24 protein-coding genes are annotated in these 26,526 nt (G+C 40.2%); 1 reads left to right on the forward strand and 23 read right to left on the reverse strand.

Annotation, left to right across the window (positions count from 1 at the left end; all coding sequences use genetic code 11):
* Positions 1-203: 203 nt before the first annotated feature.
* Positions 204-1,838, reverse strand: coding sequence for an L-glutamate gamma-semialdehyde dehydrogenase (gene pruA, locus AC1XUO_RS28955; protein ID WP_483333372.1), 1,635 nt, complete (start codon positions 1,836-1,838; stop codon positions 204-206).
* A gap of 274 nt (positions 1,839-2,112) precedes the next feature.
* Between pruA and thrC the strand changes: the two genes are divergently transcribed.
* Positions 2,113-3,420 carry a threonine synthase gene (gene thrC, locus AC1XUO_RS28960; protein WP_483333373.1) on the forward strand — a complete coding sequence of 436 codons (1,308 nt, stop codon included), beginning with the start codon at positions 2,113-2,115 and terminating at the stop codon, positions 3,418-3,420.
* Positions 3,421-3,561: 141 nt separating this feature from the next.
* Here thrC and AC1XUO_RS28965 read toward each other — a convergent pair whose 3' ends face one another.
* The 22 genes from AC1XUO_RS28965 to AC1XUO_RS29070 form a co-directional block, all read right to left on the reverse strand.
* Entirely contained in the window at positions 3,562-5,376 is a 1,815-nt protein-coding gene (locus tag AC1XUO_RS28965; protein ID WP_483333374.1) for a tetratricopeptide repeat protein, read from the reverse strand.
* A 435-nt stretch (positions 5,377-5,811) separates the two neighbouring features.
* Positions 5,812-7,425, reverse strand: a complete 1,614-nt coding sequence (locus AC1XUO_RS28970) for an Ig-like domain-containing domain (protein ID WP_483333375.1) — start codon at positions 7,423-7,425, stop codon at positions 5,812-5,814.
* 72 nt (positions 7,426-7,497) lie between these two features.
* Complete coding sequence (locus AC1XUO_RS28975; RefSeq protein WP_483333376.1) at positions 7,498-8,400, reverse strand: class I SAM-dependent methyltransferase; 903 nt, start codon at positions 8,398-8,400, stop codon at positions 7,498-7,500.
* Complete coding sequence (mnmG, locus tag AC1XUO_RS28980) at positions 8,401-10,263, reverse strand: tRNA uridine-5-carboxymethylaminomethyl(34) synthesis enzyme MnmG (RefSeq protein ID WP_483333377.1); 1,863 nt, start codon at positions 10,261-10,263, stop codon at positions 8,401-8,403. It abuts the gene before it with no gap.
* A 73-nt stretch (positions 10,264-10,336) separates the two neighbouring features.
* Entirely contained in the window at positions 10,337-10,750 is a 414-nt protein-coding gene (ybeY, locus tag AC1XUO_RS28985) for an rRNA maturation RNase YbeY (RefSeq protein ID WP_483333378.1), read from the reverse strand.
* A gap of 205 nt (positions 10,751-10,955) precedes the next feature.
* Positions 10,956-14,279 (reverse strand): DUF4175 family protein, encoded by a 3,324-nt coding sequence (locus AC1XUO_RS28990; protein ID WP_483333398.1) that lies wholly within the window; start codon positions 14,277-14,279, stop codon positions 10,956-10,958.
* 256 nt (positions 14,280-14,535) lie between these two features.
* Positions 14,536-15,162, reverse strand: a complete 627-nt coding sequence (locus AC1XUO_RS28995) for a hypothetical protein (RefSeq protein WP_483333379.1) — start codon at positions 15,160-15,162, stop codon at positions 14,536-14,538.
* A gap of 78 nt (positions 15,163-15,240) precedes the next feature.
* Positions 15,241-16,053, reverse strand: a complete 813-nt coding sequence (gene trpA / locus AC1XUO_RS29000) for a tryptophan synthase subunit alpha (RefSeq protein ID WP_483333381.1) — start codon at positions 16,051-16,053, stop codon at positions 15,241-15,243.
* Positions 16,050-16,442 carry a Dabb family protein gene (locus AC1XUO_RS29005; protein WP_483333382.1) on the reverse strand — a complete coding sequence of 131 codons (393 nt, stop codon included), beginning with the start codon at positions 16,440-16,442 and terminating at the stop codon, positions 16,050-16,052. Before AC1XUO_RS29005 ends, trpA begins: the two co-directional genes overlap by 4 nt.
* Positions 16,443-16,505: 63 nt before the next feature.
* Entirely contained in the window at positions 16,506-17,162 is a 657-nt protein-coding gene (locus tag AC1XUO_RS29010) for a dual OB domain-containing protein (protein ID WP_483333383.1), read from the reverse strand.
* Between the two features lie 10 nt (positions 17,163-17,172).
* Complete coding sequence (locus tag AC1XUO_RS29015) at positions 17,173-17,613, reverse strand: DUF488 domain-containing protein (RefSeq protein WP_483333384.1); 441 nt, start codon at positions 17,611-17,613, stop codon at positions 17,173-17,175.
* Positions 17,610-18,239, reverse strand: a complete 630-nt coding sequence (locus AC1XUO_RS29020) for a DUF488 domain-containing protein (protein ID WP_483333385.1) — start codon at positions 18,237-18,239, stop codon at positions 17,610-17,612. The genes AC1XUO_RS29015 and AC1XUO_RS29020 overlap by 4 nt, the downstream gene beginning before the upstream one ends.
* A 60-nt stretch (positions 18,240-18,299) precedes the next feature.
* Positions 18,300-18,500 (reverse strand): hypothetical protein, encoded by a 201-nt coding sequence (locus AC1XUO_RS29025; protein WP_254563130.1) that lies wholly within the window; start codon positions 18,498-18,500, stop codon positions 18,300-18,302.
* Between the two features lie 90 nt (positions 18,501-18,590).
* Complete coding sequence (trpB, locus tag AC1XUO_RS29030) at positions 18,591-19,790, reverse strand: tryptophan synthase subunit beta (RefSeq protein ID WP_483333387.1); 1,200 nt, start codon at positions 19,788-19,790, stop codon at positions 18,591-18,593.
* A 4-nt stretch (positions 19,791-19,794) separates the two neighbouring features.
* Positions 19,795-20,445: a phosphoribosylanthranilate isomerase gene (locus AC1XUO_RS29035; RefSeq protein WP_483333388.1), complete on the reverse strand. Its 651-nt coding sequence runs from the start codon at positions 20,443-20,445 to the stop codon at positions 19,795-19,797.
* Positions 20,442-21,260, reverse strand: a complete 819-nt coding sequence (trpC, locus tag AC1XUO_RS29040) for an indole-3-glycerol phosphate synthase TrpC (RefSeq protein ID WP_483333390.1) — start codon at positions 21,258-21,260, stop codon at positions 20,442-20,444. Before trpC ends, AC1XUO_RS29035 begins: the two co-directional genes overlap by 4 nt.
* Positions 21,257-21,997: a carboxylesterase family protein gene (locus AC1XUO_RS29045; RefSeq protein ID WP_483333391.1), complete on the reverse strand. Its 741-nt coding sequence runs from the start codon at positions 21,995-21,997 to the stop codon at positions 21,257-21,259. Before AC1XUO_RS29045 ends, trpC begins: the two co-directional genes overlap by 4 nt.
* 4 nt (positions 21,998-22,001) lie before the next feature.
* Positions 22,002-22,592, reverse strand: a complete 591-nt coding sequence (locus tag AC1XUO_RS29050; protein ID WP_483333392.1) for a Uma2 family endonuclease — start codon at positions 22,590-22,592, stop codon at positions 22,002-22,004.
* Positions 22,589-23,575, reverse strand: a complete 987-nt coding sequence (trpD, locus tag AC1XUO_RS29055) for an anthranilate phosphoribosyltransferase (protein ID WP_483333393.1) — start codon at positions 23,573-23,575, stop codon at positions 22,589-22,591. Before trpD ends, AC1XUO_RS29050 begins: the two co-directional genes overlap by 4 nt.
* A 51-nt stretch (positions 23,576-23,626) precedes the next feature.
* Positions 23,627-24,193: an anthranilate synthase component II gene (locus AC1XUO_RS29060; RefSeq protein ID WP_483333394.1), complete on the reverse strand. Its 567-nt coding sequence runs from the start codon at positions 24,191-24,193 to the stop codon at positions 23,627-23,629.
* Between the two features lie 45 nt (positions 24,194-24,238).
* On the reverse strand, positions 24,239-24,628 hold the full coding sequence (locus tag AC1XUO_RS29065) for a tautomerase family protein (protein WP_483333396.1): 390 nt from the start codon (positions 24,626-24,628) through the stop codon (positions 24,239-24,241).
* Between the two features lie 12 nt (positions 24,629-24,640).
* Positions 24,641-26,062: an anthranilate synthase component I family protein gene (locus AC1XUO_RS29070; protein WP_483333397.1), complete on the reverse strand. Its 1,422-nt coding sequence runs from the start codon at positions 26,060-26,062 to the stop codon at positions 24,641-24,643.
* Positions 26,063-26,526: the final 464 nt, after the last annotated feature.

The raw sequence follows: 26,526 nt of genomic DNA on the forward strand, positions 1-26,526 counted from the left end.
AGTTTTTCTTACTCTTTTAGTTTATCTCATCATGTCAAAGAACAGTACCAATCAAACTTTCACTCTCACTTTTCGTTTCCGCTGTCTGCGATTGGGATTGCAAAGGTAGAAAAAATATTTCTTGCTGCAAGAGGTGAACAAGAAATATTTTAAAATTCTTGAAAGTTCTTTAAGTATTAAAATTATTCAAAAAAATTATCCAATTATTCCTCCAAAAGGAAGGGATATTTATAGTTTTCAGGTGAAACTAATGTCTCTTTAATAACACGTGGAGAAACCCAGCGCAACAGGTTTAATACCGATCCTGCCTTATCATTGGTACCGGATGCACGGGCTCCGCCAAAGGGTTGCTGACCTACGACCGCGCCAGTTGGCTTATCATTGATATAAAAATTACCCGCAGCATTAACTAAATGTTCCGTCGCATATTGAATCGCGTGACGATCCTGAGCGAATACAGCACCCGTTAATGCATAAGGAGAAGTTGAATCTACAATTGGAATGATCTCCTCGAATTTATCCGCATCATATACATAGACAGTAAGCACAGGCCCAAATATCTCATCGCACATCGTAATATAATCCGGCTTTGAGGCTTTAATTATTGTTGGCTGAATAAAATACCCTTTGCTCTTATCAACTGTTCCTCCTGCTATGATTTCAGCGTCGCCTGGATTGTTTTTTACACCTTCTATATAGGAAGCAATTTTATCAAACGATTTTTCATCAATTACGGCGTTCACAAAATTTCCAAAATCTTCAACACCCCCCATTTTGATCTCAGCCAGATCTGCCAACATGTATCCCTTCACGTCCTCCCACAAATTAGAAGGTATGTAAGCGCGAGAAGCCGCTGAACATTTTTGTCCCTGGTATTCAAATGCACCACGAATTAATCCCGTTGCCAAAGCCTTCGCATTTGCAGATTTGTGTGCTAATACAAAATCCTTTCCACCTGTTTCTCCAACAATTCTCGGGAAGGTTTTATAGTTACCAATATTTTCCCCGATCTCTTTCCAGATTGTCTGGAAAACCTTTGTACTGCCTGTAAAATGAATTCCGGCAAAATCAGGATGTTTAAAAACAACATCACCTGCAACCGGGCCATCAGCCAGAATCATATTAATTACACCATCAGGAAGGCCAGCAGCCTTAAATACCTTCATAATAACATTCGCTGCGTAAACCTGTGTAAATGCAGGTTTCCACAATACGACATTACCCATAAGCGCAGGAGCGGCAGGGAGATTACCTGCAATGGCCGTAAAATTGAAAGGCGTAATCGCAAATATAAATCCTTCCAAAGGACGATATTCCATACGATTCCACACACCATCGGAGGATACCGGCTGTTGTTTGTATATATCGGTAAGAAAATTTACATTCAAACGAAGGAAATCGATGATCTCACAGGCGGAATCAATTTCGGCCTGATACGCATTCTTCGACTGTCCCAACATGGTCGCAGCGTTTAATTCTGCACGGTATGGTCCGGCAATTAAATCTGCTGCTTTCAGAAAAACAGCAGCACGTTGTTCCCAATGCATAAGTGCCCAGGTTTTCCGTGCTTCCAAAGCCGAATCAATTGCCTTTTTAACATCATCAGCATTTCCTTCATGAAAATATCCCAGTATATGCTGATGATCATGAGGCGGGGAAACACGCTTTTTATTTTGAGAAAATACTTCTTCACCCCCAATATATTGAGGAATCTCAACCTGTATTGACCTGGCTTCTTCCAACGCCTTTTTCAATTCGCTTCTCTCCGGGCTCCCTGGAGCATAGCCTTTAACAGGCTCGTTTCGTAAAGCCGGAACATTAAAAAGTCCTTGTGACATCTATTATATTAATTTGAAAATGAATCAATTATATTAAAAATATATGAAAATTTTTAACGTTTAACATACGTCATACTTTTCCGTATTACAATAATCTTTTTTTACCCTCCTAGGTTCAAAAACAATAATGGTACTTCAAAAAAGTTGTTTAATTAATACTTGTTTTAACAAGGCAAGTTATGATACTTTTCTCAAAATTACACTTCCAAGATACCTGTCACGCAGGTATTTTAACTAAATTTGTACTTTTCAGCGCGACCTTATTTTTTATATAATGATATTTTATAGTACAAAAACTGCTTCGCTAAAAGCATCACTTGAAGAAGCGGTATTCAAAAGTTTACCTCCGGATAATGGCCTTTATATGCCTGAGAGTATTCCAAAGGTTTCAAAGGAATTTTTAGATACAATCGAAAATCGGACATTTAAAGAGATTGCTGTTGAAATAACAAACACGCTTTTAGGTGATGATATTTCCAGGGAAGACATTGAAAAATTAATAGAAAGTTCATACGACTTCGACGCTCCCGTTCTGAAAATAACACCAGATGATTATGTTTTAGAGCTTTTTCATGGTCCATCCATGGCGTTTAAAGATTTTGGCGCGCGCTTCATGGCAGCACTAATGTCTTATTTTTTAGTAAAATCACAAAAAGAAATTCAAATTCTGGTTGCCACTTCCGGAGATACGGGTGGAGCGGTGGCTCAGGGATTTTACAAAGTTCCGGGAATTTCCGTAACAATCCTTTATCCTAGTGGTAAAGTAAGCGATATACAAGAAAAGCAACTTACCACGCTTGGCCATAATGTTACTGCCTTAGAAATTGACGGAACTTTTGACGATTGCCAAAAGTTGGTTAAAGAGGCTTTTTTGGATCCCGAACTAACGGAGAAATTTAATTTAGCCTCTGCCAACTCGATAAACATTGCCCGCCTTATTCCTCAATCTTTTTATTTTTTCGCAGCTTATGCCCAGTTGAAAAAACTTGGTAAGCCAATTGTTTTTTCAGTACCGAGCGGAAACTTTGGAAATTTGAGTGCAGGCCTTTTAGCCTATCGGATGGGCTTGCCTGTTGAGCGTTTCATTGCGTCAACAAATTTGAACAATTCAGTTCCAAGATATCTGGAAGAAGGAAGTTTTGAACCACATGCATCGATCGAAACAATTTCTAACGCTATGGATGTCGGTAACCCTAGCAACTTTGTCAGACTGGTGCGGTTTTTCGGGGACGACTGGAATTTGGTGAAAGAAAAAATTTCGGGTTATTTTTTCAATGATGAAGAAACGCAGGAATCGATGCGTGAAATTTTTTCAAACAGCCATTATGTACTTTGTCCCCATACAGCAATTGCCTACCGCGGACTTGAAGAATACAGAAAAAATTCAGATGGAAATTTTACCGGCGTTTTCCTCTCGACAGCACATCCAGCCAAATTTATTGATCTTGTCGAAGAAACGTTGGGAAAACCTATAGAAATTCCGGAAAGACTCAAAGTGCTCCTTTCGATTGAAAAAAGTTCGATCAAATTAAATCCGGTATATTCAGACTTTAAAGCACTATTATTTAGTAAGTTAGGGTAATAAATTTCAAAATATAACCGTCTGACATTTTCGCAAATGAAGTGAACTGCATATTGGTTCGCAAATATTTAATTCTAAAAAGGAAGAGCGAGGCTAATTTTAGCTTCGCTCTTCCTTTTTTTGTCAAGCACAAAAAATTTCTTAATTAACGACGTCACCTCTTAACAATCGAAATCTTTTTCTTGATTCGGCGACAAAAATACTTCCCGGATATTTTTCCATCAGCTCCTGATACAATTTCATTGCCTCATCTTTATTGTTCAGTTTTTCCTGGTCAAGTTTTGCCATAGCAAACAAAGCATCGTCGCCCAGGATATCAATGCTATATTTTGAGTACAATAATTTTAGTGCCGCCATAGCCTGCTGGTTACTGTCAAGTTTCATATAGGTCTCGGCAGTCAACCAAAGAATTTCATCGGACAAGCTATGATTCTGATATTTATTGTATAGATTTTTCAGCGTATCGATGGCATTGTATTTTTTATTTTGAAAGAGCAGCAATTCTACCGCTGAATACTCCTTCATTGCCGTTTCGTTACTATCCAGGCCGGTGTTATCCATAATCAGCAAACCGAGCTCATTGGCGTCATTGGCAATTTCACGGGATGTTGCCTTTTTTAAAATATCAAGTACATCTTTGGCTAATGCAAAGTCACCCTTATAATAATGTAGTTTTGCATTCCGCAGCTTTGCCTCATAACCTAGCAAATCATCTTTTTGAGATTTCTCTACTTGCGAATACAATAGAGACGCTTCCCATGGTTCACCCTGAAGCAGGTAAATATCACCAAGGTCCAGCTTGCATTTATCTACAAACATCTTTTCCTGTTTACCGCCTTCAATTGCCATCTGCATGATTTCGATAGCCTTTTTAAAATCATCCAAATAAAAGGCATTCAGGGTTGCCATGTTCCGTAGTGCCTCAACAGTTCTTGCGTTCACACCCAATTCATCCACAAGTTGCTGATATTGCCCCAATAATTTCTGAACCTCTTCCCTCCGTACAGGATAGGTATTTTTCACCTGCTCTTCCCTGGAAAAAATAGCCATTCTTCGCGCAACAGGATACAGTTGTCCCTTTGGATACTCCTTGACCAAGTGATCAAAAATAGCTCCGGCATTCACATAGTCCTCATTTTGCAGGGCCAGCATTGCGAGATTATAGAGGCGGGTACCGTTGTGCTTAAATCTTTTGTCCAGTGCCCTTTCCTGTATGAATGCTTTATAAAAGTCCTTTTTCTGAATTTGATACCAGATTAAAAGCTCGTTATAAAATCCTTCATTAGGAAACTTCTGGATCTTGTCATAAAGCACTTTTTCTAAAAGTACTTGTTCCTTTTCGTCCTTCGTAAAGTCCTGAAGCATATTCTGAACGACTTCAATATTCTGATATCGGGTACCATAAGATAGCAGCTCATCAATCATTTTCTCAGGATCGTTCAAATCCCGATACACACTGGCTAGCTCCAGCTGGAACAAATCATTACGTTTAGAAACTTCCCTTCCACTCATCAATGCATTTTTTGCCCACTCCGGTTGCCCAGTAGATCGAAATTCATCCGCCATATCCCGCTTCAGATCAATCCTCAGGCCGGAAGCACTCAATGCCTGTTCATTCTTTTTCTCTGCTTCCTGAGCCTTTCCCTGTCCGTTTAACATGGAAGCCCAGGACATGTAGTACCAGGCTGAATTGAACCCATCGCTCTTTATCTGTTTTTTAAAGAACTGCTCACCTTCATTCCAGCTTTTCGTTTTTATAATACAGCTAGTATAATTTTTCAGATTTCCTTTATCGTAACCGGTCTTTAAAAGTGCAGTATAATAAGTCAGCGCCTTTGGGCAATCATCCTTTTTGAAGTACTCCTCTGCCATTTCTTTTTCGCCCTGCGCCCAGGCCGCGGACGCCGCCCCGGAAAGAAATATATAAATCAATAAACCACTTAAACCCTTTTTCATAATAGATAAAAAAAATTTCTTTTTTAATTATTACTATTCTCTAGCACTGTGGATATGTATATAAGTATCTTTTCCACTGTAGATTAACATAGTTATCCACATTTTGTGGATAACTGTTAGGGTTTATCCACTGTAGTTTTTAAATTTGTCCACATTTAAGTTGTTGAGTCACAAGGTAAGAATTTATTTATAGACATCCTGATGTTGGTAACTCTTGCACTAAGCCTTTAAAAGTTATACACATTCTCTAAAGTGTATCAACGTAGTGTTAACTCCATTTTAGATGTGGATTATGCACTTCAGGATTCAAACTTGGTTTTTATCCACACAAATACCAGGTTATCCACATAATTGTTAACAAAATTTAGGTATTTACCCACAGATTTTTCGAGATATCAACATAGTTATCCACACTTAGTGTATAAGAAATATTTATTACTTGAGTGTTGACAAGTCGAAATTGGTGTCGTTGATTTCAAAATTGGCTTTGATAAGAAGCTTTTCCGGGAAATAGTAAATTTTTTCGGGCTGGCGATTTTCAATTGGTAACCCGGTATCCCATCTCTTGTTATTATTGGTGTCAATTATGAGCCTTAGAAAATAGTTTCCCTGAGGGATGTGTCGAAATGTGTAAGGGGTGGTGTATAGTGACTGAAGAATTTTATATTCCTGATCAACCAGTTCAAGAATGACATGGGTTGAAGAATCCGCACCGGTGACAGCGCCGCGCAACAGACCGTAATCTTCTTCATTCAATACCTTATGTTTTATGAGCATTTTTGCAAGCGTATCGCCCTCAATACTCAGTATACTTCCCTTTGGAATATCCCATTTTATGCTATCCTTAGCCGTTGATCTAGCACTAATTTTAATTTGATTATGGTATTTGTTCCAGGTCCATTTAAAGTTGCTGAGGGGCTCTTTTGTCAGACTATCGCTGATCAATTGAATCTTTTTATCATCAAGGAAGGCTACCGGTTTACTCCATTGAAGTTCGTAATCAAAGGTCTTGGCAAGGGGTTTATTTTGTGCAGGAAGAGTGGCCATGGTAAATGGGTCTTTTTGTCTCTCCTTTCCTCGCTGCTGCAAAAATGAGACCTTTATGGTATCCTCCGCAGATGTACCCAGGGAATCAGTTACAGTCATTCGGATGTAGGTGGTATCCGGATGCGGTTGGATATTGAAGAACTTTAACTGTTGGTTGTTTTCTACAATGTACGGTAGTGTATCTTTATTCATGAAGCTCACCCCTACCTTTTCTATTCCTTTGTTAAATACAACGGTGTAATTATTAACCTTGGGTATCGTTCTTTGGACACGAAATGGTGTATTATCCGACAGAAAAAGTGAGATGTTGTAGTTCAACGAATCGGAGCCAGCATTCACTGGCTTCTCCAGAAATCCTATCCTCTCGTCTTTAGCGTTATACAGAAGATTGCGGTTTTTGTCGTCAATCGCGAATAATTTATAGTCTTTTATTTGGGCGTTTTCGATTGAAAATACACCACTGCTGTCAGTTCTGGAGAAATAGAACGGTTTTTGTTTTACTATGTTGAGGGTATCACTGATCGGATATAAGCCTACAAGCGCGTCAAATATTGGCTTGTTGGAACGGAGGTCTTTTACGGTTCCATAAACCCGTCCTGAGTCCAGAGAACTACCTGTGCTAAATACCAGTTTGAGATTTTTGGCCGGATTTTTTTCTGCATAATCTTTAATCGCATCGCCGAAATTGAGCGTATAGGTTGTGCTGTCTTCGAATTGTTTTTTAAAATTCAATTCAACAGAAGTGCCTTTTTGCTTGAAGCTATATGGGTTATCAGCCTCTGGTGTAATGATCAGTTTTTGTGTAATATTATCGATCACAACATACTCGTCAAAGAACAGAGAGATCTTATTACCCTTAAAATTTAAAGTACGATTGGGCGGATCACTTTCAATGAGATTAGGCGGGATTATATCTTTTTTACCACCCGTTGGAGCAACCTGCTGCGCACATTTTGCAAGTAAAAAGAGACAAGCAATGGGTAAGAAATACTTTTTGAACATAGTTTAGAATTTTAAACAAAAGCCCTCAATACGGAACAATGTATTGAGGGCTTTCAAATGTTTTACAGTCAGTTAAATTTTAGAAATGACATAGATCAGGCTTGAAGTATTCAGGCTCTCATAAGAGCTGGAATGACCCTTTAAATTGGACGTCAGCCCTGTCTTAACGCTATCGAACAGATTTATTTTTTTATCCTTGTATTTCGTGCTCAGCATACTCACATAGAATGAATCGAACCACATAGGGTGGATATTGTCTACCTTCAATTGATGCTTTTTGGCCAGGAGCGTCATGGATGCTTTCGTAAAATGGTATAGATGTCTGGGTACATCGTATGCTGCCCAAAATCTTCCATAGTTGATGGCGTCAGCGGATTGTGGATTGGGAACAGCGATAATAATCTTACCGTTATCATTCAGATGTTCTGACAACCAGTCCATTGTTTCGTTCAGCAAATGGACGTGTTCCAGAACATGCCAAAGGGTGATTATATCAAACTTTTTTCCCTCCAGCTCTTTGGCATTTATGGTCTCAAAAACGTTTAAGTCTGCTCGCAGAGACGCTACTTTTCTGGCTTCGGGGTCTGGTTCTGTACCGTAGGTTTCCCATCCGGCCTGCTTAACAGCTTGCAGAAAACTGCCTGTTCCACATCCCATATCCAGTAGCTTTCCTTGCTTGGGAGCCAATGTTCCTATTAATTCAATTTTCTTTTTTATCGTGTAATTTCTTACAGAAGTATATATCCTGTTCATCAATCCTTTCGAATCGTCGTGGTGCGAAATGTATTCTTCGGATTGGTAATAGGCCCCAATCGAATTCAGATCAGGGCGTGGGTTGGTGAAAAGGAAGTAACATTTGTTACACTGCTGGATCGTAAATTCCTTTTTAGACACGGTATAGTCATCGACATTTAAATAGTTGTTGAAGCTATTACCATGGCAAACCGGGCATTGACTTAGAGTTTCTAAAGACATTTATCTTCCTATAAATAACATGAGCACCGAAATATCTGAAGGACTGACACCACTAATTCTTGATGCCTGTCCGATGGTTGAAGGCTTGGTTCTTTTTAATTTTTCGCGCCCTTCAAAAGACAACGAGGTTACAACATCGTAGTTGAAATTTTCGATAATATTCAGGTCTTCCAGGCGATTCATTTTTTCGACCAGCAGCTTTTCTTTTTCTATATAGCTGTCGTATTTAACATGGATTTCTGCCTGCTTAAGCGTGTCTTCGTCATATTTTTCAAGCAGCGAAGAGATGGCAGGGCTGGCATTTGAAATTTTCTCAATAGTGACTTGCGGACGCTTTAGTAATTGTGTTACTGAAGTTTTCTCTCTAATAGGCGCAGAGCCTAATTCCTCCAGAGCTTGATTAATCTCTTCCGGCTGTAATTTATGTCCGTTAAATTCGGAGATTATCTCCTCAACTTGCGCCACTTTTTTGCGAACATTGTCAAGTCGCTCCTGATCTGCCAAACCAATTTCAAATCCTTTTTCTGTAAGACGAATATCTGCATTATCCTGGCGTAGCAGCGTTCTGTATTCCGCTCGCGACGTAAACATTCTATAGGGTTCCTCAGTACCTTTATTAATAAGGTCATCGATCAAAACACCGATATATGCTTCGGATCTTTTCAGAACAAATGGCTCAAGAGCATTTACATTTCTGTGTGCATTTATCCCTGCCATCAAACCTTGACAAGCTGCTTCCTCATAACCCGTAGTTCCGTTAATTTGTCCTGCAAAAAACAGGTTTTTAATCCGGTGCGTTTCAAGCGTTGATTTCAATTGTGTCGGTGGGAAGTAATCGTACTCGATCGCATAACCTGGCCTGAACATTTTTACATTTTCAAATCCGGGGATTTTTTTCAAAGCAGCATATTGTACATCTTCCGGTAGTGAAGTTGAAAAGCCGTTAACATAAACTTCAACAGTATCCCACCCTTCCGGCTCTACGAAAATCTGATGACGATCTTTGTCTGCGAAGCGGTTGATTTTATCTTCAACAGAAGGACAGTATCGGGGACCAAGTCCTTTAATCCGACCTGAGAACATAGGAGATTTTTCAAAACCTGTTCTCAAAACTTCGTGTACTTCGTTGTTGGTATAGGTGATCCAGCAGCTACGTTGCTTGGTCAGTTTCTTAGTGTTTTTATAAGAAAACTTCGCCGGGTTTTCGTCTCCAGGTTGCTCCTCCATTTTTGTATAATCCAGAGATCTTCCATCGACTCTCGGCGGTGTTCCGGTTTTCATTCGCCCAGCTTCAAATCCCAGCGTGATCAGTTGTTCAGTGATTCCGGTCGCAGCTTTTTCTCCTGTTCTTCCTCCACCAAAGTTTTTCTCCCCGATATGGATAAGCCCATTCAAAAATGTGCCGTTGGTTAAAACAACAGATTTCGATTTGATTTCAATTCCCAGACTTGTCTTAACTCCGGTGACTTTTTCTCCGTCCAGCAATATTTCCTTAACCGTGTCCTGCCAGAAATCTACATTAGGGTTGTTCTCCAGTATAGACCTCCATTCCAGCGCAAACATCATCCGGTCACTTTGACATCGAGGGCTCCACATTGCCGGACCTTTGGACAAGTTTAGCATTCGGAACTGGATCATTGTCTTGTCGCTGACAATTCCGGACTGGCCACCCAGTGCATCAATCTCTCTCACAATTTGACCCTTGGCAACACCACCCATGGCCGGGTTGCAGGACATCTGCGCTATGGTGTGCATATTCATTGTAATGAGTAAAACGGAGGAGCCCATCGTTGCAGCTGCGGCAGCTGCCTCGCAGCCGGCATGGCCGGCTCCTACTACGATTACATCATATTCTTGAAACATAATTTTAAGTTTTTCTCAAATTTGTGAAACGTGATTTTTTGAAAATTTTCAAAAGTGTTCCACGTGGAAATATTTAAAAAAGTGAAAGACATTCATCTTCCTTCGCTCGCATCTGAGCCTTTAGTTTTTCACTGGTATCGGTGTAATCCATTAGATGTAAGAGCCCGTGTATTAAAACACGGCGCATTTCAGTTTCAAAGTCAGTGCCAAATTCAATAGCATTCTCTCGCACACGATCAACACTTATATAGATGTCGCTTTCAATTTTTCCTTCTTCCTCGCTGTTATCAAACGTTATAATATCCGTATAATAGTCGTGATCAAGATACTGTTTATTGATTTCCAACAAGTAATCATCAGAACAGAAGATATAGTTCAGGGTTACTAATTCATAACCCTCTGATTCAGAGATAGTTTTAATCCATTTCGATGTTTTGAGCGGAAATGGGAGTTTAAAATCAATCTCCTCCGAGAAAAATTTAAGCATACTTTGATTCAGAAATGACTGTATTATAATGGGTTATAAAACAAAACGATCCGATTTTAAACAAATCGTAAAGAAAATTTGGTGCAAAGGTAGTAAGTATCTAAATACGATTTGATTAACTCCCTGTTTCAGACTGTTTTTAACCTATTTTAAGAATCCCTACGAAACTCAAAATAGGTTAAATAGTAACACTTGATTGAGCCAATCAGTTCTTTGCCTGGTATTTGCGGAAGTAAGTATCTACCTCTCTTTTGTAGAAAGGAGAGAAAGTAGGTGGTATCGTACGCAGAAGCTCGGTCTGCTTTTCTTTTTCCTGAATGTATTTTTCGAAAGCGGCCGGCGGCTGACGAGGCGTTTCCCGGGCCGTTTGCGCCTTGCGTTGTTCGTCCTCATCTTGTTCTTTCATCGCTTTTTCAGACTCAAGTAATCTGGTAGTGATTTCCTTGTTTCGTTTCATTAACTCCGGGGTAACACGTTTGTTAACCAGATCCGTTTCGTTCTCATCCATCTTATCGATGATATCCTGCAGTTCTTGTCCAAACATTTTTCCAGCCTCGGTTCCCTTTTGCGCATCCTTCATAGCCTCAACCATCTTGCGGATCATCGCCTGTTCAGCGGCCATTCTTGCCAGCTGTTCAGACATATTACCCTGCCCCTCTTTACCGGATCCAAGCTGTTTAATTTTCCCGTTAAGCTTTTCCTGCATCTCACCCATTCCAGGTTGCTCTCCCTTCTGTTTTCCCTTTTTTCCTTTACCCTGACCTGGCATTGCCATCGCCATTTGCTGCTGCATTTGTTTGAAAACATCGCTGAGCATTAACGCAAGATTATTCATCGAGGTCATAGAAAACTGCTGCTTCGATGTTGCCACATTAATATTTCTATCTTTAATACTTTTTACGCTTTCATCCATGTACTGCTTCATATCGTTCAATTCCCGGGTAATAAAGGACTGAATCTGCACAACGCGACTGGCTAGTGCGTAAAGGCTATCCTCAACAATTTTGGCATCGTCTTTCAGTTTCAACTGCTGCTGACCAAGTTTTACAAAACGTGGATCCTGTAAATTGACACCTCTGAAATCCTTCATCAATTTTTCCTGGTCAAAGGATAGCGTGATTAAGTTTTCAAGAATATCTCTCAGGGCATCCATATCTTCCTGCATCTGTTCTGCTTCTTGTGCTTCCATAGCTTCCGACATCGATTGGGACATTTCCCTCATCGACTTGGCTGCCTTTTTCTGAGCCTGAGCGGCTTTTGAATTCTGCTGCTTGTCAAGTTGCTCCTTACCTTCTTTCATTTGCTCAGAGGCGTTTTTTTGTTCTTCCTCTTTTGGGTCAACCGGCTGTTCGAGCTCCTTACTCAATTCTTCAATCTCCTTTGCATTTTCTTTTGCCTTATCAAACTCTTCCTGAATTTTTTCCTGCTCCTTTTTCAGATCCTCATTTTTATCTTTTTTGTCGTCGGAATTTTTGTTTTTATCATTCTGCTGAGATTTGTCAGCCAACTCTTCTTCTTTATCTGCCAACTTATCAAGCTTGTCAACCAGATTTTCCATTTTCTGTTCCATCTGCATCTGCTTGAAGAGCTTCATGGTACGTTCAAGTTCCTTTTCCAGATTATGCTCTTTGTTTTTTAGTTTATCGAGCGTGTTGGACATGCGTTCGCTCTTTTTCTGTTCAAGTAGTTTCTGAAGTTCTTTATAAAGTTTATCCGTATCATTATCCATAAGCTCCTTCATAAGTTTCTGAAGCTGATCCAGTTTCTCCTGAAGCTCCGGGCTTTGCTGGCTAAACTGTTTGGATTTTTCATTCATGGCCTGGTTTTTCTCCTGTAATGACTGAAGTTCTTTCATGAGCTCGTCACGCTTTTTCAGGACTTCTTCAATTTGTTTTTTTTCTTTAAAATCAAGCTCTTTGTTACTTTTCAAACGATCATCCAATGCCGTCAGATCTTTTTCAAGACTCTGTGCTTTTTTCATTGCTGATTCAATCTGATTTTCAGTATTCTGCTCTGACTTACGAATCTCAGCTTCAAGCTGATCCTGAGACGGAACAGTGAACTGAATAGACCTGGAACGGGCACTTTTTGCGCCGTTTACGCCGTCATTATCCCACACCTGAGCAAAGTATTCAATCTTGTCTCCCGGAGCCAGTTTGAGGCTGTCTACATACCATTGGAAATAAAAACTTTGTGTGTTAACCGTTTTGTTAAATGGAATAGGGATGGACTTTGGAGCCGATCCTTTCTTCTCATTTTCCCGCTGCACCGAATAGAATAATTTTAATTGGGAGAAACCATAATCGTCGCTGATTGAGCCGCCTAAAACAAGATAATTATACATAGTCGTATCCTGGAAATTTTCCAGTGACATTACCGGGAACTTATCGGGAATCACATTGATATAGTAGCCAATCTTGTCTGAATTGGCAGCTTCGTCATTTTTAAGCTGAATTTGATATTGAGCAGAGCGGCGGACTGATCGTTTTGTTACCTGAAATCCTTCGTCATCATTTTCCGATGCTTTGTATAAGAGAGAATCATTTTCGAAGCGGATCGCCAGAGCATTTGTGGACGAGGTATTGAAGTTCCATTCAACGGTTGTGCCTTCCGGAATTGACAAATTACCTACATTATTCAAGCCTTCCGACGGCTTATGCAAGTAGGCAGGATAATGTAGATTTACGTCAAACGAAAGTAATGAAGGACGCTCAACTACGGTTAGCTTATACTCATCCGAAAGAAACCCGGCAGCTTCAAAAGAGAAAGCAACTTCACGCTGGATATTTTTAAAGATATAGGAATACTGCTGATTACCTTCCTGATTGAGTTTGAATCGCGTTCCATTTTGCACCAGATATACATCTTTTGGCAAGGCATCACCTTTCAGCCTTAATTTCAAAGTAAAATCTTCATTACGAAATGCCTTCAAATTCTTGTTTTCCAATTGGAAAGAAAAAGGCGCGTAAGTATAATTTTTCTGAAAATGGATGATCCTGTCGGAGCTGGAAGTGAAAAATGAGGGATTAAAGAGTAAGATAACACCTATGGCCGCCAACGGATAAATGGCATATTTGATCCATTTTCTGTTTTCGTTAAATCGTATTGCATCCGAAAATTTTACAATCAGTAGCTGACCTGATTTCTGGCGGATACTGGCTTCGATAAGGTCAGACTGCGTTCCGGAAAGATTTCTGAGCTGTAATGTATTCAGAAGCTTATCACCAACTTCCGGAAAATATTGGCCGATTTGCAAAGCAGCATCTTCATCCGAAAGAGGCCTTTTAAGGCCGAATAAATGTATCAGCGGCTGAATTACCCATTGGAAAAATGAAAACATCAGTACGGCAAGAAAACCGAAAAACAAGGTTCCCCGGACACCGGAACTGAAACGTCCAAAATATTCAAGCGTATTAAACAAGAGATAGACACTCATCAGAAGCGCCGCTGAAAAGATGATACCTTTCAAAAGCTGGTTCTGATAATATTTTTGCCGGTATTCCTGAATACGAAGGAGAAGTCCTTCCATCACTGGTGTAAAAGCCGCCATAGAATTTGGGATTGTATTGACTACTATGGTAACGATTTTACAAAGCAAAAAGTACGATTTACTCCACCGACCATAGACCGGACTAATATAATCTTTTTTATGCTAATTTGAAAGATTTCAAAGCGAAACCAGAATTCCGGCGCTGATATAATTCACCCAGTTGAAGTTATATATTTTATCATTATCGGCCCCACCTTCCAATACCCGATAACCTAATTTTACACCCAGGGAAGGATTAATCTGATAGCTGGTGCCCGCAAAAAATATCTTCTGCCCGTCCCTGTTTCGCCGCGAGGGCGTCTCCCTCAACAATGAAAGACCAGTGATAATTGGGCTTATAGCGTGCGTAAAAATTAATGATGGGAACAAATCCTACATTATCATAGTGCGTATCCAGGAGCTCATTTTTAAAACGGATATCAGCATCGCGTATTTTGGCCGTTAACCCTGCCCCGACCTGCCAGCGACCTTGTTCGATGAAATTGTATCGATAAGTCAATCGGTAAGAATTAAATTTATAGAAAACATCCACAGGAGTATTTGAAGCAAAATTCTGACCGTTAAAGTTTATGTTCCGGTCAAAACTCCCATTGTATTTTAATGTCAGGGGCGCATATAAAAGCAGTAGGTAATGTCTTTTCGAAAAAGTATAACCCAACCTGATACGGTAAAAAGCTTTGTTATTACTATTGAGATCTTCCGATAAATTTACCTGCGTTCCGCCAATACTGGGAATACGTACTTTGTTATAGCTGGTACCCGGAATAATTCCTCCCTCCAGATCAAGACGGAATTGTGCTTTTGAAATGGTAAAAACAAAGGTGAAAAGCACCAGTGCTACAATTTTTGGATAAGTTTTCATAGGCTCTATACAAAAAAACAAACAACCCGCTTGCCGGATTGTTTGTTAAAAAATTGATGCCAAGGCTTTCTGAAAATATCAAGCGTCCAACGTTACTGAAGCTGGATTTTTTATTTCCTGAACAAATTGGCGTATATCATTTTCAAGGTCTTTGCTTTCTTCCAAAACGCGTATAAATGCACTGCCGATGATGGCGCCCTGAGCATAGTGACAAGCCTTCACGTAGGTTGCATTGTCCTTGATACCAAAACCGATCAAACGCGGGTTTTTCAAATTCATCGCATTGATGCGGTTGAAATAAGATTCCATATCCGTGCTTACACCGCTTTTTGAGCCGGTGACGCTGGCAGAGGAAACAGTATAAATAAATCCTTCACTAGCCTGATCAATCTGTCTGATGCGCGATTCTGAAGTTTGAGGTGTTACCAGAAAGATGTTCAGAATTCCATACGCATCAAAAATAGATTTGTATTCATTCAGATAAACATCCATTGGCATATCCGGCAGAATAAGCCCGTCGACACCAACTTCAGCGCATCTCTTACAGAAATTTTCAATTCCAAACTGCATGACGGGGTTGATATAACCCATCAATAAAACAGGAATGGTAAGCGTTTTGCGCATATCCTGCAACTGATCAAAAAGAAGCTTTACAGTCATACCATTGTCCAAAGCTCTTTCATTGCTTTTTTGAATGGTTTCCCCGTCAGCAACCGGGTCTGAATACGGCATTCCAATTTCTACAAGGTCTGCGCCACCTTCCTGTAAGGCGGCCAGTACTTTTGTAGTATCGTTCAGTTCCGGAAAACCCGCTGTAAAATAAACGTTCAGCAGCCCTTCTCCGGGCAGGCTTGTTGGTTTTGTATTAAAAAGTTTAACTATTCTGTTCATTCCTGTGTCCAGTAATCGATCACTAAAACTTTATCCAAATGTGGTTCCAAAACTTTCACAAACGCTTTGTGGTCTGGATGAGGCAGGTAAGCTGCGCGCCCTTCTTCGCTGTCAAAAGATACGAAGAACATGTGGGTGAAACCTTGGCTAAGTCCTTCCGGGCTATTGTTTGTTCCCCATTCAAAACCTTTCACTTCTTTCACTTTTGAAGGAAGTTTGCGAAACGCGTCTTCAACTTCTTTTACTTGTGCCGGCGTGGCAGAGTCTTTAAATTTAAATAATACGGCGTGACGTAGCATTTTTTTAGCAGCAGGTTTTTTGTCCGAATTTGCGTAAGCGATTGTTCCAAAAAGTAGAAAACCGGCCAAAAATAAAGAAATGTATTTCATTTTGAATAGGTTTAATATTTAGGTTAAATTAAAAGTTAAGCAATTTATAATTATTAATTTGAATTAAGGAGGACCGGGAATAATTCCGGCTATTAGCTTATAATACCAGCCATTGAAATTTATACCTATCGAAACGCATAAATATAAGCTGCCGATCACATTTAAAATTGCAGGATTGTTGGTGTAAAGTTGTGAAAATACAGGATCCGTTACCGGAAAGTCATATTTTGTTTCATTGTATAAAAACTGCAGACGAATTTTTTTCTTACCTGGATCTTCCGGGTTAATTTTTTCTGTTACATGAAACTCATTGATATGCAAAAGCACCAGCGAATGATCCAGAAAGACAATTTCATCCGTTGAAAGTGCTTTTCCCCAGTTTCCAAAAATATAATATCTATTGTCTATCAGCTTGTCTAAGCCATTTCGGTCAAACCTTCCAACGACATGTAACTGTTCGTCCTTAAAGAAAATATTCTCTGATTGGTAAGACGGTTTTACAGGAATACCGGTTGATTCTATTTCGACAATATCCATCAATTTAATATGTGTTACCCAGTGCGTATAAATTTTACCGTGCTGTGTTTTGCATATTGGACGTATCCATTTCGGGCCATTTATTCCAATGATAGGCTCATTGTTATTGTTTAGCTCGATGCCTGCCAGGCACCTTCCCCCTTCTTTTATAGAATTGGCTAAACAGACAAAACGAATTGTCACCTTACCGTGATCAGATCAGGTGTGTGATTTGGATATCATTTCTTACCTGTTTCAAATATTCAGCAAGCAACCTGCGGTGGCATTTGTCAGGTTTGTGCTCGCTGCATAACAGGCAATTCTTGTGAAGATTTTCAACGTTGATTTTTTGAGCAATTTTACGGATGTCGAGCAAGTTCAGATACTCCGTTTCATATTCATTCCAGGTTAATTTTTTTGAGCGGTATAGGGATAAAAGTTCCTTTGTCGGGGCGAAATCCAGATTATGATCATAGGAAATATTTCCGATTTCCCTGGAGAAGAATTGCAGATCAGATCCTTTTGCGAAACCTGATAGTTGGGAAACATTATTGATCCGGGTATCTACGAGTTTTTTGACACCTGAATCCTTTAACAATTTAAAGAATGTTTCCGCCGGCTTTTTGGTGAAACCAATGGTTAATAAATTGATCATAAATTTTCATCAGTGTTGTGTGTGTATGGAGAAAATGCGATCTCCTGATTTTTCAGACGGTATGCAGTTTTGATTTGATCCTGAATCGTAATATAAGGTTCAAACACCGTGGGAACAGGCAGTTTCTTATAGAATTTCTTGAAAAGAGCCTTTTCAAGCTGTTCGTTTGAAGCAAGAGATTTGTCTTTGAGTATGTGATTTACTTCAAATCCTTGTTCGACAAGAGCGAAAGAAATCATAGAAAAGCGGTGACAGTCCAGAGGATCCGCTTCTGAGCACATCATAGCGATCGTAAAACCGTTTTCCAGGCCCTGCGTTAATCTTTGGATGCCTTCTTTGAAATGATCTGAATTCCTAACCTTTTCGAAATCAACTTTTCCATCATGATCAAGAAGATGAGGATCGGTATGTCTGGCACCGAATTCTTTCGAAAAATGCAGATAGGTGATACCGTTATTCCTTAAAAAAGCAGCGAGCGGCTCTTTGTTGAACTGGGGGTTGTAGGCACTGGCCGCAACGCTTCTGACGTCGATGAGGCAGGTGATTTTGTAATGTTGTAATAGTTCCAGAAAATAGTCCGGCGGATGGCTGGAATGGCCAACTGTGAATAGTGTGCGTGTGTTCATCGTACAATCAATAGTAATGGTTACAATACGATCATGATTGCGTTGAGTATTAAAAATAAATTATGCTGAGCAATTTAAACATTCGCCTTCGTCACTAAATTTCAGACGGTCGAATTCTCCAAGTTGTTCTTTCAATTCAAGGATTTCATCTTCAATTTCGCATCTTTCGAATAGAGACAGTTCGCCTGAGTTTACTTTCTTTTCAAGTTCCTGTACTTTAAGACGCATTTCAAAAACTTCTGGTAGTGCCAGTGTAGCCATCGTTGATAATATTTAAAGTAGCTGTTGGCTATTAGCTTTTAGGATTAGCTCTATCCGCCGGAATCCTGTTGGCTAATAGCCAGTTTCTATTTAGTTAATGTATTTCATATAAGTTGCCATATCCTTATCCCCACGTCCGGAAAGGTTAATGACCACAGTTTCATTCGGTGTTGCTCCCAGTCGGTTTAGAATAGCCAGGGCATGAGCAGTTTCCAGTGCAGGAATGATTCCTTCGAGTTTGGTCAGTTCAAAAGCGGCGGTAACGGCTTCTTCGTCCGTCGCGGATAAAAAAGTACCTCTGCCACTTTCATAGAGATAAGCGTGCTGAGGACCGATTCCAGGATAATCCAGACCGGCAGAAATCGAGAAAGGTTCTACAACCTGCCCGTCTTCGGTCTGCATCAGGATCGTACGGCTTCCATGCAAAACTCCTGGCGTACCCAGAGCTGTCGTCGCTGCCGAATGTCCTGAACTGATACCTTGTCCAGCCGCTTCAACAGCTACTAATTTTGTATCAAGATCGTCAAGATAATGGTAAAATGCACCAGCGGCATTACTTCCCCCACCGACACAGGCGATGACATAATCAGGATTTTCCTTACCGGTTTGCTCTTTCAACTGCCATTTTATTTCTTCTGAAATCACCGATTGAAAACGAGCGACCATATCCGGATATGGATGTGGTCCAACCACAGAACCGATGATGTAGTGTGTATCAACAGGATTATTTATCCAGTGGCGCATGGCCTCGTTGGTCGCATCTTTCAGCGTTCTCGAACCGCATGTTGCCGGTCTTACTTCCGCTCCAAGCATTTTCATCCGGGTAACATTCGGAGCCTGACGTTCAATATCCAGCTCGCCCATGTAAACGATGCATTCAATGCCCATCAGCGCACAAACCGTAGCCGTTGCCACGCCATGCTGTCCCGCGCCGGTTTCTGCTACCACACGTTTCTTTCCAAGTTTTTGAGCCAATAAAATCTGTCCGATTGTATTATTGATTTTATGCGCTCCGGTATGGCACAGATCTTCCCTTTTCAGATATATATTCGTTCCGTATTTTTCTGAAAGTCGGCTCGCAAGATATAAAGGCGTTGGGCGGCCTACATAATTTTTCAATAAGTCATCATATGCCTTTTTAAAAGAAGGCGCTGAAATGATCTGAAGATAATTTTCACGCAATTCTTCTACGTTAGGATATAACATTTCCGGAATGAAAGCACCGCCAAATGTTCCATAATATCCCTGGCTGCTCGCCTGATATGCATTTTTTTCTAGTACTGTTTCCATAAGTTTATGCTTCTGCCTGTTCGCCTTTTTTAATCCTTACCTTATCAAAAAGTACTTTCAACTTTGAAATATCTTTCATGCCCGGTTCTGTTTCAAACATACTATTTACATCAATTCCGTAAATTGGCAATGTTTTAGACAAAGCGATTACTTCATCTATATTTTCCAAACCGACTCCGCCACTCAGGAAAAAAGGCTTTTCGTTATCATATCTTTTCAAGAGGCTCCAGTCGAAAGCTTTTCCATTTCCTCCAGGATTATCGCCTTTTGTATCAAACAAAAACATATCACAAAATGATTTGTAATTGTTCAGCATAGCAAAGTTAAACTGGTCGTGTATTGAGAATGCCTTAATGATATTGACGCCCTTCTGACGAATGCTCCGGCACATGTCCGGCAGCTCATTTCCATGCAGCTGGGCGTACTGTAAATCATATTTCTTAACAGTATCCAGAATATATCCCGGACTGGCATTCACAAACACCCCAACCTTCTTGATGGTGTTCGGTATGCTTTTAACAAAATTTGCATCCAAATCATTTCCTACGAACCGAGGAGATTTTTCGGAAAATATAAATCCGATAAAATTTGGCTGCAATGTTATCAATTCTTCAATGTTGCCTTGCTGGCGCATTCCGCAAACTTTAACTTTCATACAACGTGAGGGTTACTGTTACCAATTCGTAATAAATTATTTTGCAATGCTACCAGCGCTGCTCCCGGATTTTCTGTTTTCATGAATGTTTCTCCGATCAAAAAACCTTTAAAGCCATGATTAAACAGCTCAAAAATAGCTTCTGCATCACTCAGACCACTTTCAGATATTTTAACAAATGAGTCAGGAATTAGTGTACTTAAATCAATGGAAGTTTGAATGGAAGTCTCAAAAGTTTTAAGATTCCTGTTGTTTACACCCACAATATCGACTGTATCGCACAAACTTTGTGCCAGCTCGTCTGAATTATGAACTTCCAAAAGAACTTCCATACCAAGATCATGTGCCCTTTCACTAAGTGCTTTTACCTCAAACGGTTCAAGACAGGCGGCGATTAAAAGAATTAAATCCGCGCCAATGGACTTGGCTTCAAAAAGCTGGTATTCATCCACGATGAAATCTTTCCGTAGCATTGGGACATTTGGATTTGCTCTACGGACTCTTAAAAAATCGTCAAAAGAACCTCCAAAAAAGTCTATATCAGTTAAAACGGAAAGTGCCGCCGCTCCTGCTGAAACATAATCCGCCGTCACAATCTCCGGCAATACATCGCCATTGATAATCCCTTTTGATGGAGATTTTCTCTTAAATTCTGAAATAATTCGAGGAGCCTGAGTATTTCTTAAATCAGCTGACAGAGAAGCTGAGGTACGACCAAACAATTCCTCTTTTTCAAGGTCAGCGATGCTTTTTATCTTTTTTGATAATTCAACTTCGACTCTCTTACGCGCAATAATTTTTTCTAATATATTCATTTAGCTTTCCTTTTGTGCTTTAACATCCAGTCGTAGATGTTGTATAGATCTTGTTTTTCGTAAAGCCACTGGATACTATGTCCTTCATTTTCCAGGACTGTCAATTCAATTTTTCCTTTGCAGTCACGCAGTTTTTTCACCTTTTCTTCCGTTTCTGAAACTGGTACCACGGCATCCTGTTTGCCATGAAATGTCCAGGTCGGTATATGACGGATACTGCAAAGATTTGTAACATCACTGTCCCAGGCACACAATGGTACCAAAGCCGCGAATTTATCGGGATATCTTTTTGCAAGATCAAAGGTACCGCCGCCGCCCATGCTTACACCAGTCAGATAAATCCTGTCCGGATCGATTTCGTATTTGGAATTGAGTTCGGCAAAGAGAGATTCAAACCAGTTTTCAGCAGACCAGTTTCTGACACCCGACGGACATTGCGGTGAGACGATGATGAAATCAAAGTTTCTTCCCGCTTCTACAAGCTGAGGAGGTCCGTAGGTTTTAAGTTTATTTATATTATTTCCCTTCTGGGAACTTCCGTGTAGATAAATTACCAACGGATATTTCTTTTTTTCTACGTTATATTCTTTCGGAAGATAGAGCAGATAGTTGTATTTTTTAGATTCTTCGGAGCTGTTATCAGTTTGATTGGAGCCGCTGATTTTTGCACTTGTTTCTGACAACAAGCAGATATTGAAAAGTGCAAATAAACAAATGGACCAAAAACTCTTTATCATTTTTTTAATCTTTGAAAATATCAGCGACGTTTAGTTTAAAATCAGGAAAAATATGGCTTGTAATAACATCTGCCGTAGTAAATGGGTGCAGTCCGATATATTTTCCTTCTTCATTTAGTATATATACAAAAATCGTTTCAGTAGTTGGCTCAGCAATCCAGTACTCCTTCACTCCATTGTCCTGATAGACTTCAAACTTGTTTTTCATTTCAATCTGGGAATTACCCGGAGAAAGAATTTCTATAACCCAGTCTGGTGCACCAATACAACCTTTTTCGTCCAGTTTGGAAGAATCGCAGATTATACAAATATCAGGCTGTACTACTGTATAGATTTTGTTTGTGGTTTCACTTTTTCTTGGCGTAAGGCGAACGTCAAAGGGAGCATGATAGGCCTGGCAAGTTTTATTGTCAAGAAAATTAAACAGCCTTTTGAGAAAAATGCCGGAGATCCTTTGATGCCTCCTGGCCGGTGCCGGCGACATTTTGAATATTTTCCCTTTGATCAACTCCACACGCTCTTCAAACTCCCATTTAAGGTAGTCTGCGTAGCTGTAAGTACCATTTAAATCAAGTTGATCCAGGCTTGTTATCATGCTGTCAGTTTTTTAAAGCTTTGCAGAGCCTTTTTACTCTCTAATGATTCACGCGCGACTTCAACAGCATCAAGCAAGGCCAGTTTTGGATTTGCACAATGTAAAGCTAGTGCCGAATTAGCTAAAACTGCCTGTTTTTGGGCTGAGGTAGCTTCATCGTTCAATACATTCATGAAAATTTTTGCTGAGACTTCGACGGTTTCGCCGCCGGAAAGTTCGGAGGCGCGCAATGTATCCAATCCTAGATGGGAAGGAGTCAGAACTTGCTCTGTATGAGCTGTTATGATTTTAAATGCACCTGTTAATGACACTTCATCGTAACCGTCTAGGGCGTGAACAACCAGAAACTGTTTATCAGTCTGTTGGTAAAGATAAGCAAAAAGTCGTGCTAATTCAAGACTAAAAACACCAACGAGTTGCTTTCCCGGTGAGGCAGGATTTACCATTGGGCCCAGCATATTAAAGAACGTTTTTATACCTAATTCTCTTCGAACCGGTGCAACGTTTTTCATCGCCGGATGAAAAAGTGGTGCGTGTAAAAAGCATACACCAGCTTCGTCAATCTGTCGTTCCAGAATAGATCTGTCGTTTGTAAATTTAGCTCCCAGAAATTCAAGTACCGTGGAAGAGCCACACATGGACGACACACCATGATTTCCATGTTTCGCGACGCGCTGTCCCGCACCTGCCACAACAAAACATGAAAGCGTGGATATATTAAAAGTATCCTTACCATCTCCGCCTGTTCCGCAAACATCTATTGGGTCATAAGCTGATAAATCTACCCTCAGACACATTTCCAGCATTGCGTCACGGAAACCTTCCAGCTCTTCAACCGTAATGCTTCTCATGGCATAAATCGTGAGAAATGAGGCTATTTCCGAATTGGAATACTGGCCGGAACTGATGCCAATCAGAATTTCTTTGGCTTGTTCTTTACTTAATACTTTGTATTCAAATAAATGTCCGAGAATATTTTTCATGCTTGAAATTCATGGATGGCGTTTTGCCTTTATTAAAAAAAATAAGAAGGATTACAAGTTTAACCAGTTTTGCAGCATTGCCTTTCCATGATCAGTTAAAACCGATTCGGGATGGAACTGAACGCCTTTTACGTCATACGTTTTATGAGAAAGCGCCATTACCCTACCCGCTTTGTCTATCGCAGTAATGGTCAGATCTTCGGTAAAAGTCTCAGGAACTACTGTCCAGGAGTGGTACCGCCCAACCTGAATTTCAGAGGGAAGACCCCGAAAAATGCGGTCTGTGGAGTCGGTCACAATGGCCTTATCACTGATTCCGTGCAGTACATCTGTCATATTTTCAAGACTTGCGCCATATACCTCACCAATTGCCTGATGACCTAAGCAAATACCGAGAATACTTTTCGTGGGGCCATACCGGCGAATAAGATCCTGCATTATGCCAGCCTCGGATGGAATTCCCGGACCAGGAGATAGAAGGATTTTGTCATAACGATCAACTTCTTCCAGGGTGATTTTATCGTTACGGTATATATCTACCTCACCATGCAATTCACGGAGAATGTAAACCAGGTTGTAGGTGAAGGAATCGTAATTATCTAAAACAAGAATTTTCATTTTTCAGAGGTAAAATTTGGTAAAGTTGTGAGATCGTTAAGTATTTCACATGTAAACTTTGTAATCTAATATCAATTCATCACCTGATTTTCCACGAATGCCCCAGTTATGAAGCGGAGTTTCTGTTAAGGTGATCTCAACATCATTTGGTCTGATGCCAAATTCTTGCTCAAATTGATTAAAAATTAATTGATACAGAACTTTCTTCGATGCAACAGAACGCCCTTCAAAAAGGGAAATTTCAATGATGGTATACCTGTTGGTCCTATCTTCGGGATAGAAAAAATCTTCCTCATCCAGATAAAAGAACCGATGTATGCGTTTGTTTTCAGGATATTTGAAAGCTTCAACGATACATTTGTGCAAAACATCAGAAACCTGGCCGCGGATTGGCATCAACTGTGACCGAATTCCATAAACCTTAACCTGTCCCATAACACTGACTTATCAGATTGTTTCAGCTACATCAATTGCTTTACGTAACGCGGCCAGCTTGCTATTAATTTCCTGTAATTCGCTTTCAACGTTAGACTTGGCTACAACGCCCATTCCGGCGCGATAAAACAGGGTATTGTCTTTGCTAAGGAATGTACGAATAGCAATGGCATGATTAAAATCGCCGTTGAAATCCATAAATCCGATGGCACCACCATAAATACTGCGATTACTGGTTTCCATCTGGTCAATCAGCTTCATGGCGTTATGTTTTGGTGCTCCGGAAAGCGTTCCTGCCGGGAATGTGTCTGCCACCAGTTGTAACGGATTTACGCCTTCATTCATCCTTCCGACAACTTTTGATACAAGGTGAATGACATGAGAATAATATTGAACTTCCTTATAATTTGTAACCTTAACGGCATCACAGCTGCGACTTAAATCGTTTCTTGCCAGGTCGACCAGCATTACGTGTTCAGCAGTTTCTTTTGGATCATTTAGTAATTGCTGCGCAGCTTCTGCATCAGCCTGATCGTCTCCTGTTCTGCGGAAAGTGCCGGCAATCGGATGAATTTCCGCCTGACCATTTTTGATGAATATCTGTTTTTCAGGAGAAGAACCGAAGATTTTGTAATTGCCGTAATCAAAATAGAATAAATACGGAGAAGGATTTATTGAGCGTAAAGCGCGATAAACGTTAAATTCATCACCCTGGAAGTCTCGACTGAAACGACGCGACGGAACGATTTGAAATACATCACCTCTTAAACAGTGGTCGATTCCTTTCTGAATCACGCCTCTCATTTCGTCATCAGTGACGTTGGATGTTTCCTCTGAAGTAATATGAAAATCGTATTTAGGAAAATTTCTGTTTTTGATCAGCCCTTCCAACATATCCAGACCGCTTTCTTCGCTATTTTCACCGTACTGATGTTCAAAAATGTAGAGTTCATTTTTGAAATGGTTTATCGCGATAACGTAACGATAGACTTGGTACAGAATCTGATCAATTTCAGTTTCTGCATTGGTCGGCTGGATATCGATATCTTCAAAATAAGTAACCGCGTCATAGGTCATATGACCAAAAAGGCCATTGGTAATGAATGGAAACCCACTTTTTTCGGCTACAAAGCTTTGTGCATAACCATATAGGGCCTGCACGGCATCTTTACGTTTTGCAAGGGTAAATGTCTCGATTGAGCCATCAGGGTATTTCTGTGTGACAATATTCTCGTTTAGCTTAAATAACGATACAGGATCGCAGCAGATATATGTGAACGAGTTTTCATTACCATGATAGTCCGAACTTTCAAGCAGGATTGTATTGACAAAACGATCCCGGAGTTTCAGATAAATAGAAACTGGTGTTAGCGTATCTGCCAGCAATTTTTTGTGCCGGGTTGTGATAGAATAACTTTTGGTCAAGGAAGTCATATAGTTTTTTTATAGGATTGTAACAAGAAAAAGCGGCCCGCTGTCAGATGAACAGCGGGCCGCTTGGAAAGTATATATTTACATAATACTACACAATAGAGGCTACTCGTCCATCTTGTTAAGACGTGCACGCCACCACCAGGTAATATTTGAAGTAATTGTCATGTTTAGATTTCGACAGATTTAAGTCGGTACAAATATATTAAAAAGGAAATGAGTGTTGCAATAGTTACATGAAATAAAATTTTCTTAACGCAAAAAAATCCCATCTCTTATGAAGACGGGATTTTTTGATTGTAATGGTATTGTAGCGACTAGACTGCGCGCCCCGCCTACTTTACCAGGTTTGACCGCGTCGCGCTGACCCAAGTATCATCGGCGGTTCCGGCTGGGCTTACGACCAAGCTGGCGCAGCCTGGAAGAGGTCAACAATGCAAAAAAAGACCATCCTTTTGAGATGGTCT

This window comes from Dyadobacter sp. HNCC25DJ186, from assembly GCF_056895235.1.

What these genes read in the sequence shown, in the direction of transcription:
- mnmG (WP_483333377.1), bottom strand. Translation starts at nt 10,263, where the DNA reads ATGTTTCAAGAATATGATGTAATCGTAGTAGGAGCCGGCCATGCCGGC.
- trpC (WP_483333390.1), bottom strand. Translation starts at nt 21,260, where the DNA reads ATGAATATATTAGAAAAAATTATTGCGCGTAAGAGAGTCGAAGTTGAA.
- AC1XUO_RS29025 (WP_254563130.1), bottom strand. Translation starts at nt 18,500, where the DNA reads ATGGCTACACTGGCACTACCAGAAGTTTTTGAAATGCGTCTTAAAGTA.
- AC1XUO_RS29065 (WP_483333396.1), bottom strand. Translation starts at nt 24,628, where the DNA reads ATGGGACAGGTTAAGGTTTATGGAATTCGGTCACAGTTGATGCCAATC.
- trpD (WP_483333393.1), bottom strand. Translation starts at nt 23,575, where the DNA reads ATGAAAAATATTCTCGGACATTTATTTGAATACAAAGTATTAAGTAAA.
- AC1XUO_RS29020 (WP_483333385.1), bottom strand. Translation starts at nt 18,239, where the DNA reads ATGAACACACGCACACTATTCACAGTTGGCCATTCCAGCCATCCGCCG.
- AC1XUO_RS28975 (WP_483333376.1), bottom strand. Translation starts at nt 8,400, where the DNA reads ATGTCTTTAGAAACTCTAAGTCAATGCCCGGTTTGCCATGGTAATAGC.
- trpA (WP_483333381.1), bottom strand. Translation starts at nt 16,053, where the DNA reads ATGAACAGAATAGTTAAACTTTTTAATACAAAACCAACAAGCCTGCCC.
- ybeY (WP_483333378.1), bottom strand. Translation starts at nt 10,750, where the DNA reads ATGCTTAAATTTTTCTCGGAGGAGATTGATTTTAAACTCCCATTTCCG.
- pruA (WP_483333372.1), bottom strand. Translation starts at nt 1,838, where the DNA reads ATGTCACAAGGACTTTTTAATGTTCCGGCTTTACGAAACGAGCCTGTT.
- trpB (WP_483333387.1), bottom strand. Translation starts at nt 19,790, where the DNA reads ATGGAAACAGTACTAGAAAAAAATGCATATCAGGCGAGCAGCCAGGGA.
- AC1XUO_RS29035 (WP_483333388.1), bottom strand. Translation starts at nt 20,445, where the DNA reads ATGAAAGTTAAAGTTTGCGGAATGCGCCAGCAAGGCAACATTGAAGAA.
- AC1XUO_RS29005 (WP_483333382.1), bottom strand. Translation starts at nt 16,442, where the DNA reads ATGAAATACATTTCTTTATTTTTGGCCGGTTTTCTACTTTTTGGAACA.
- AC1XUO_RS29070 (WP_483333397.1), bottom strand. Translation starts at nt 26,062, where the DNA reads ATGACTTCCTTGACCAAAAGTTATTCTATCACAACCCGGCACAAAAAA.
- AC1XUO_RS29060 (WP_483333394.1), bottom strand. Translation starts at nt 24,193, where the DNA reads ATGAAAATTCTTGTTTTAGATAATTACGATTCCTTCACCTACAACCTG.
- AC1XUO_RS29015 (WP_483333384.1), bottom strand. Translation starts at nt 17,613, where the DNA reads ATGATCAATTTATTAACCATTGGTTTCACCAAAAAGCCGGCGGAAACA.
- AC1XUO_RS29045 (WP_483333391.1), bottom strand. Translation starts at nt 21,997, where the DNA reads ATGATAAAGAGTTTTTGGTCCATTTGTTTATTTGCACTTTTCAATATC.
- AC1XUO_RS29050 (WP_483333392.1), bottom strand. Translation starts at nt 22,592, where the DNA reads ATGATAACAAGCCTGGATCAACTTGATTTAAATGGTACTTACAGCTAC.
- AC1XUO_RS28995 (WP_483333379.1), bottom strand. Translation starts at nt 15,162, where the DNA reads ATGAAAACTTATCCAAAAATTGTAGCACTGGTGCTTTTCACCTTTGTT.
- thrC (WP_483333373.1), top strand. Translation starts at nt 2,113, where the DNA reads ATGATATTTTATAGTACAAAAACTGCTTCGCTAAAAGCATCACTTGAA.
- AC1XUO_RS28965 (WP_483333374.1), bottom strand. Translation starts at nt 5,376, where the DNA reads ATGAAAAAGGGTTTAAGTGGTTTATTGATTTATATATTTCTTTCCGGG.
- AC1XUO_RS28970 (WP_483333375.1), bottom strand. Translation starts at nt 7,425, where the DNA reads ATGTTCAAAAAGTATTTCTTACCCATTGCTTGTCTCTTTTTACTTGCA.
- AC1XUO_RS28990 (WP_483333398.1), bottom strand. Translation starts at nt 14,279, where the DNA reads ATGGAAGGACTTCTCCTTCGTATTCAGGAATACCGGCAAAAATATTAT.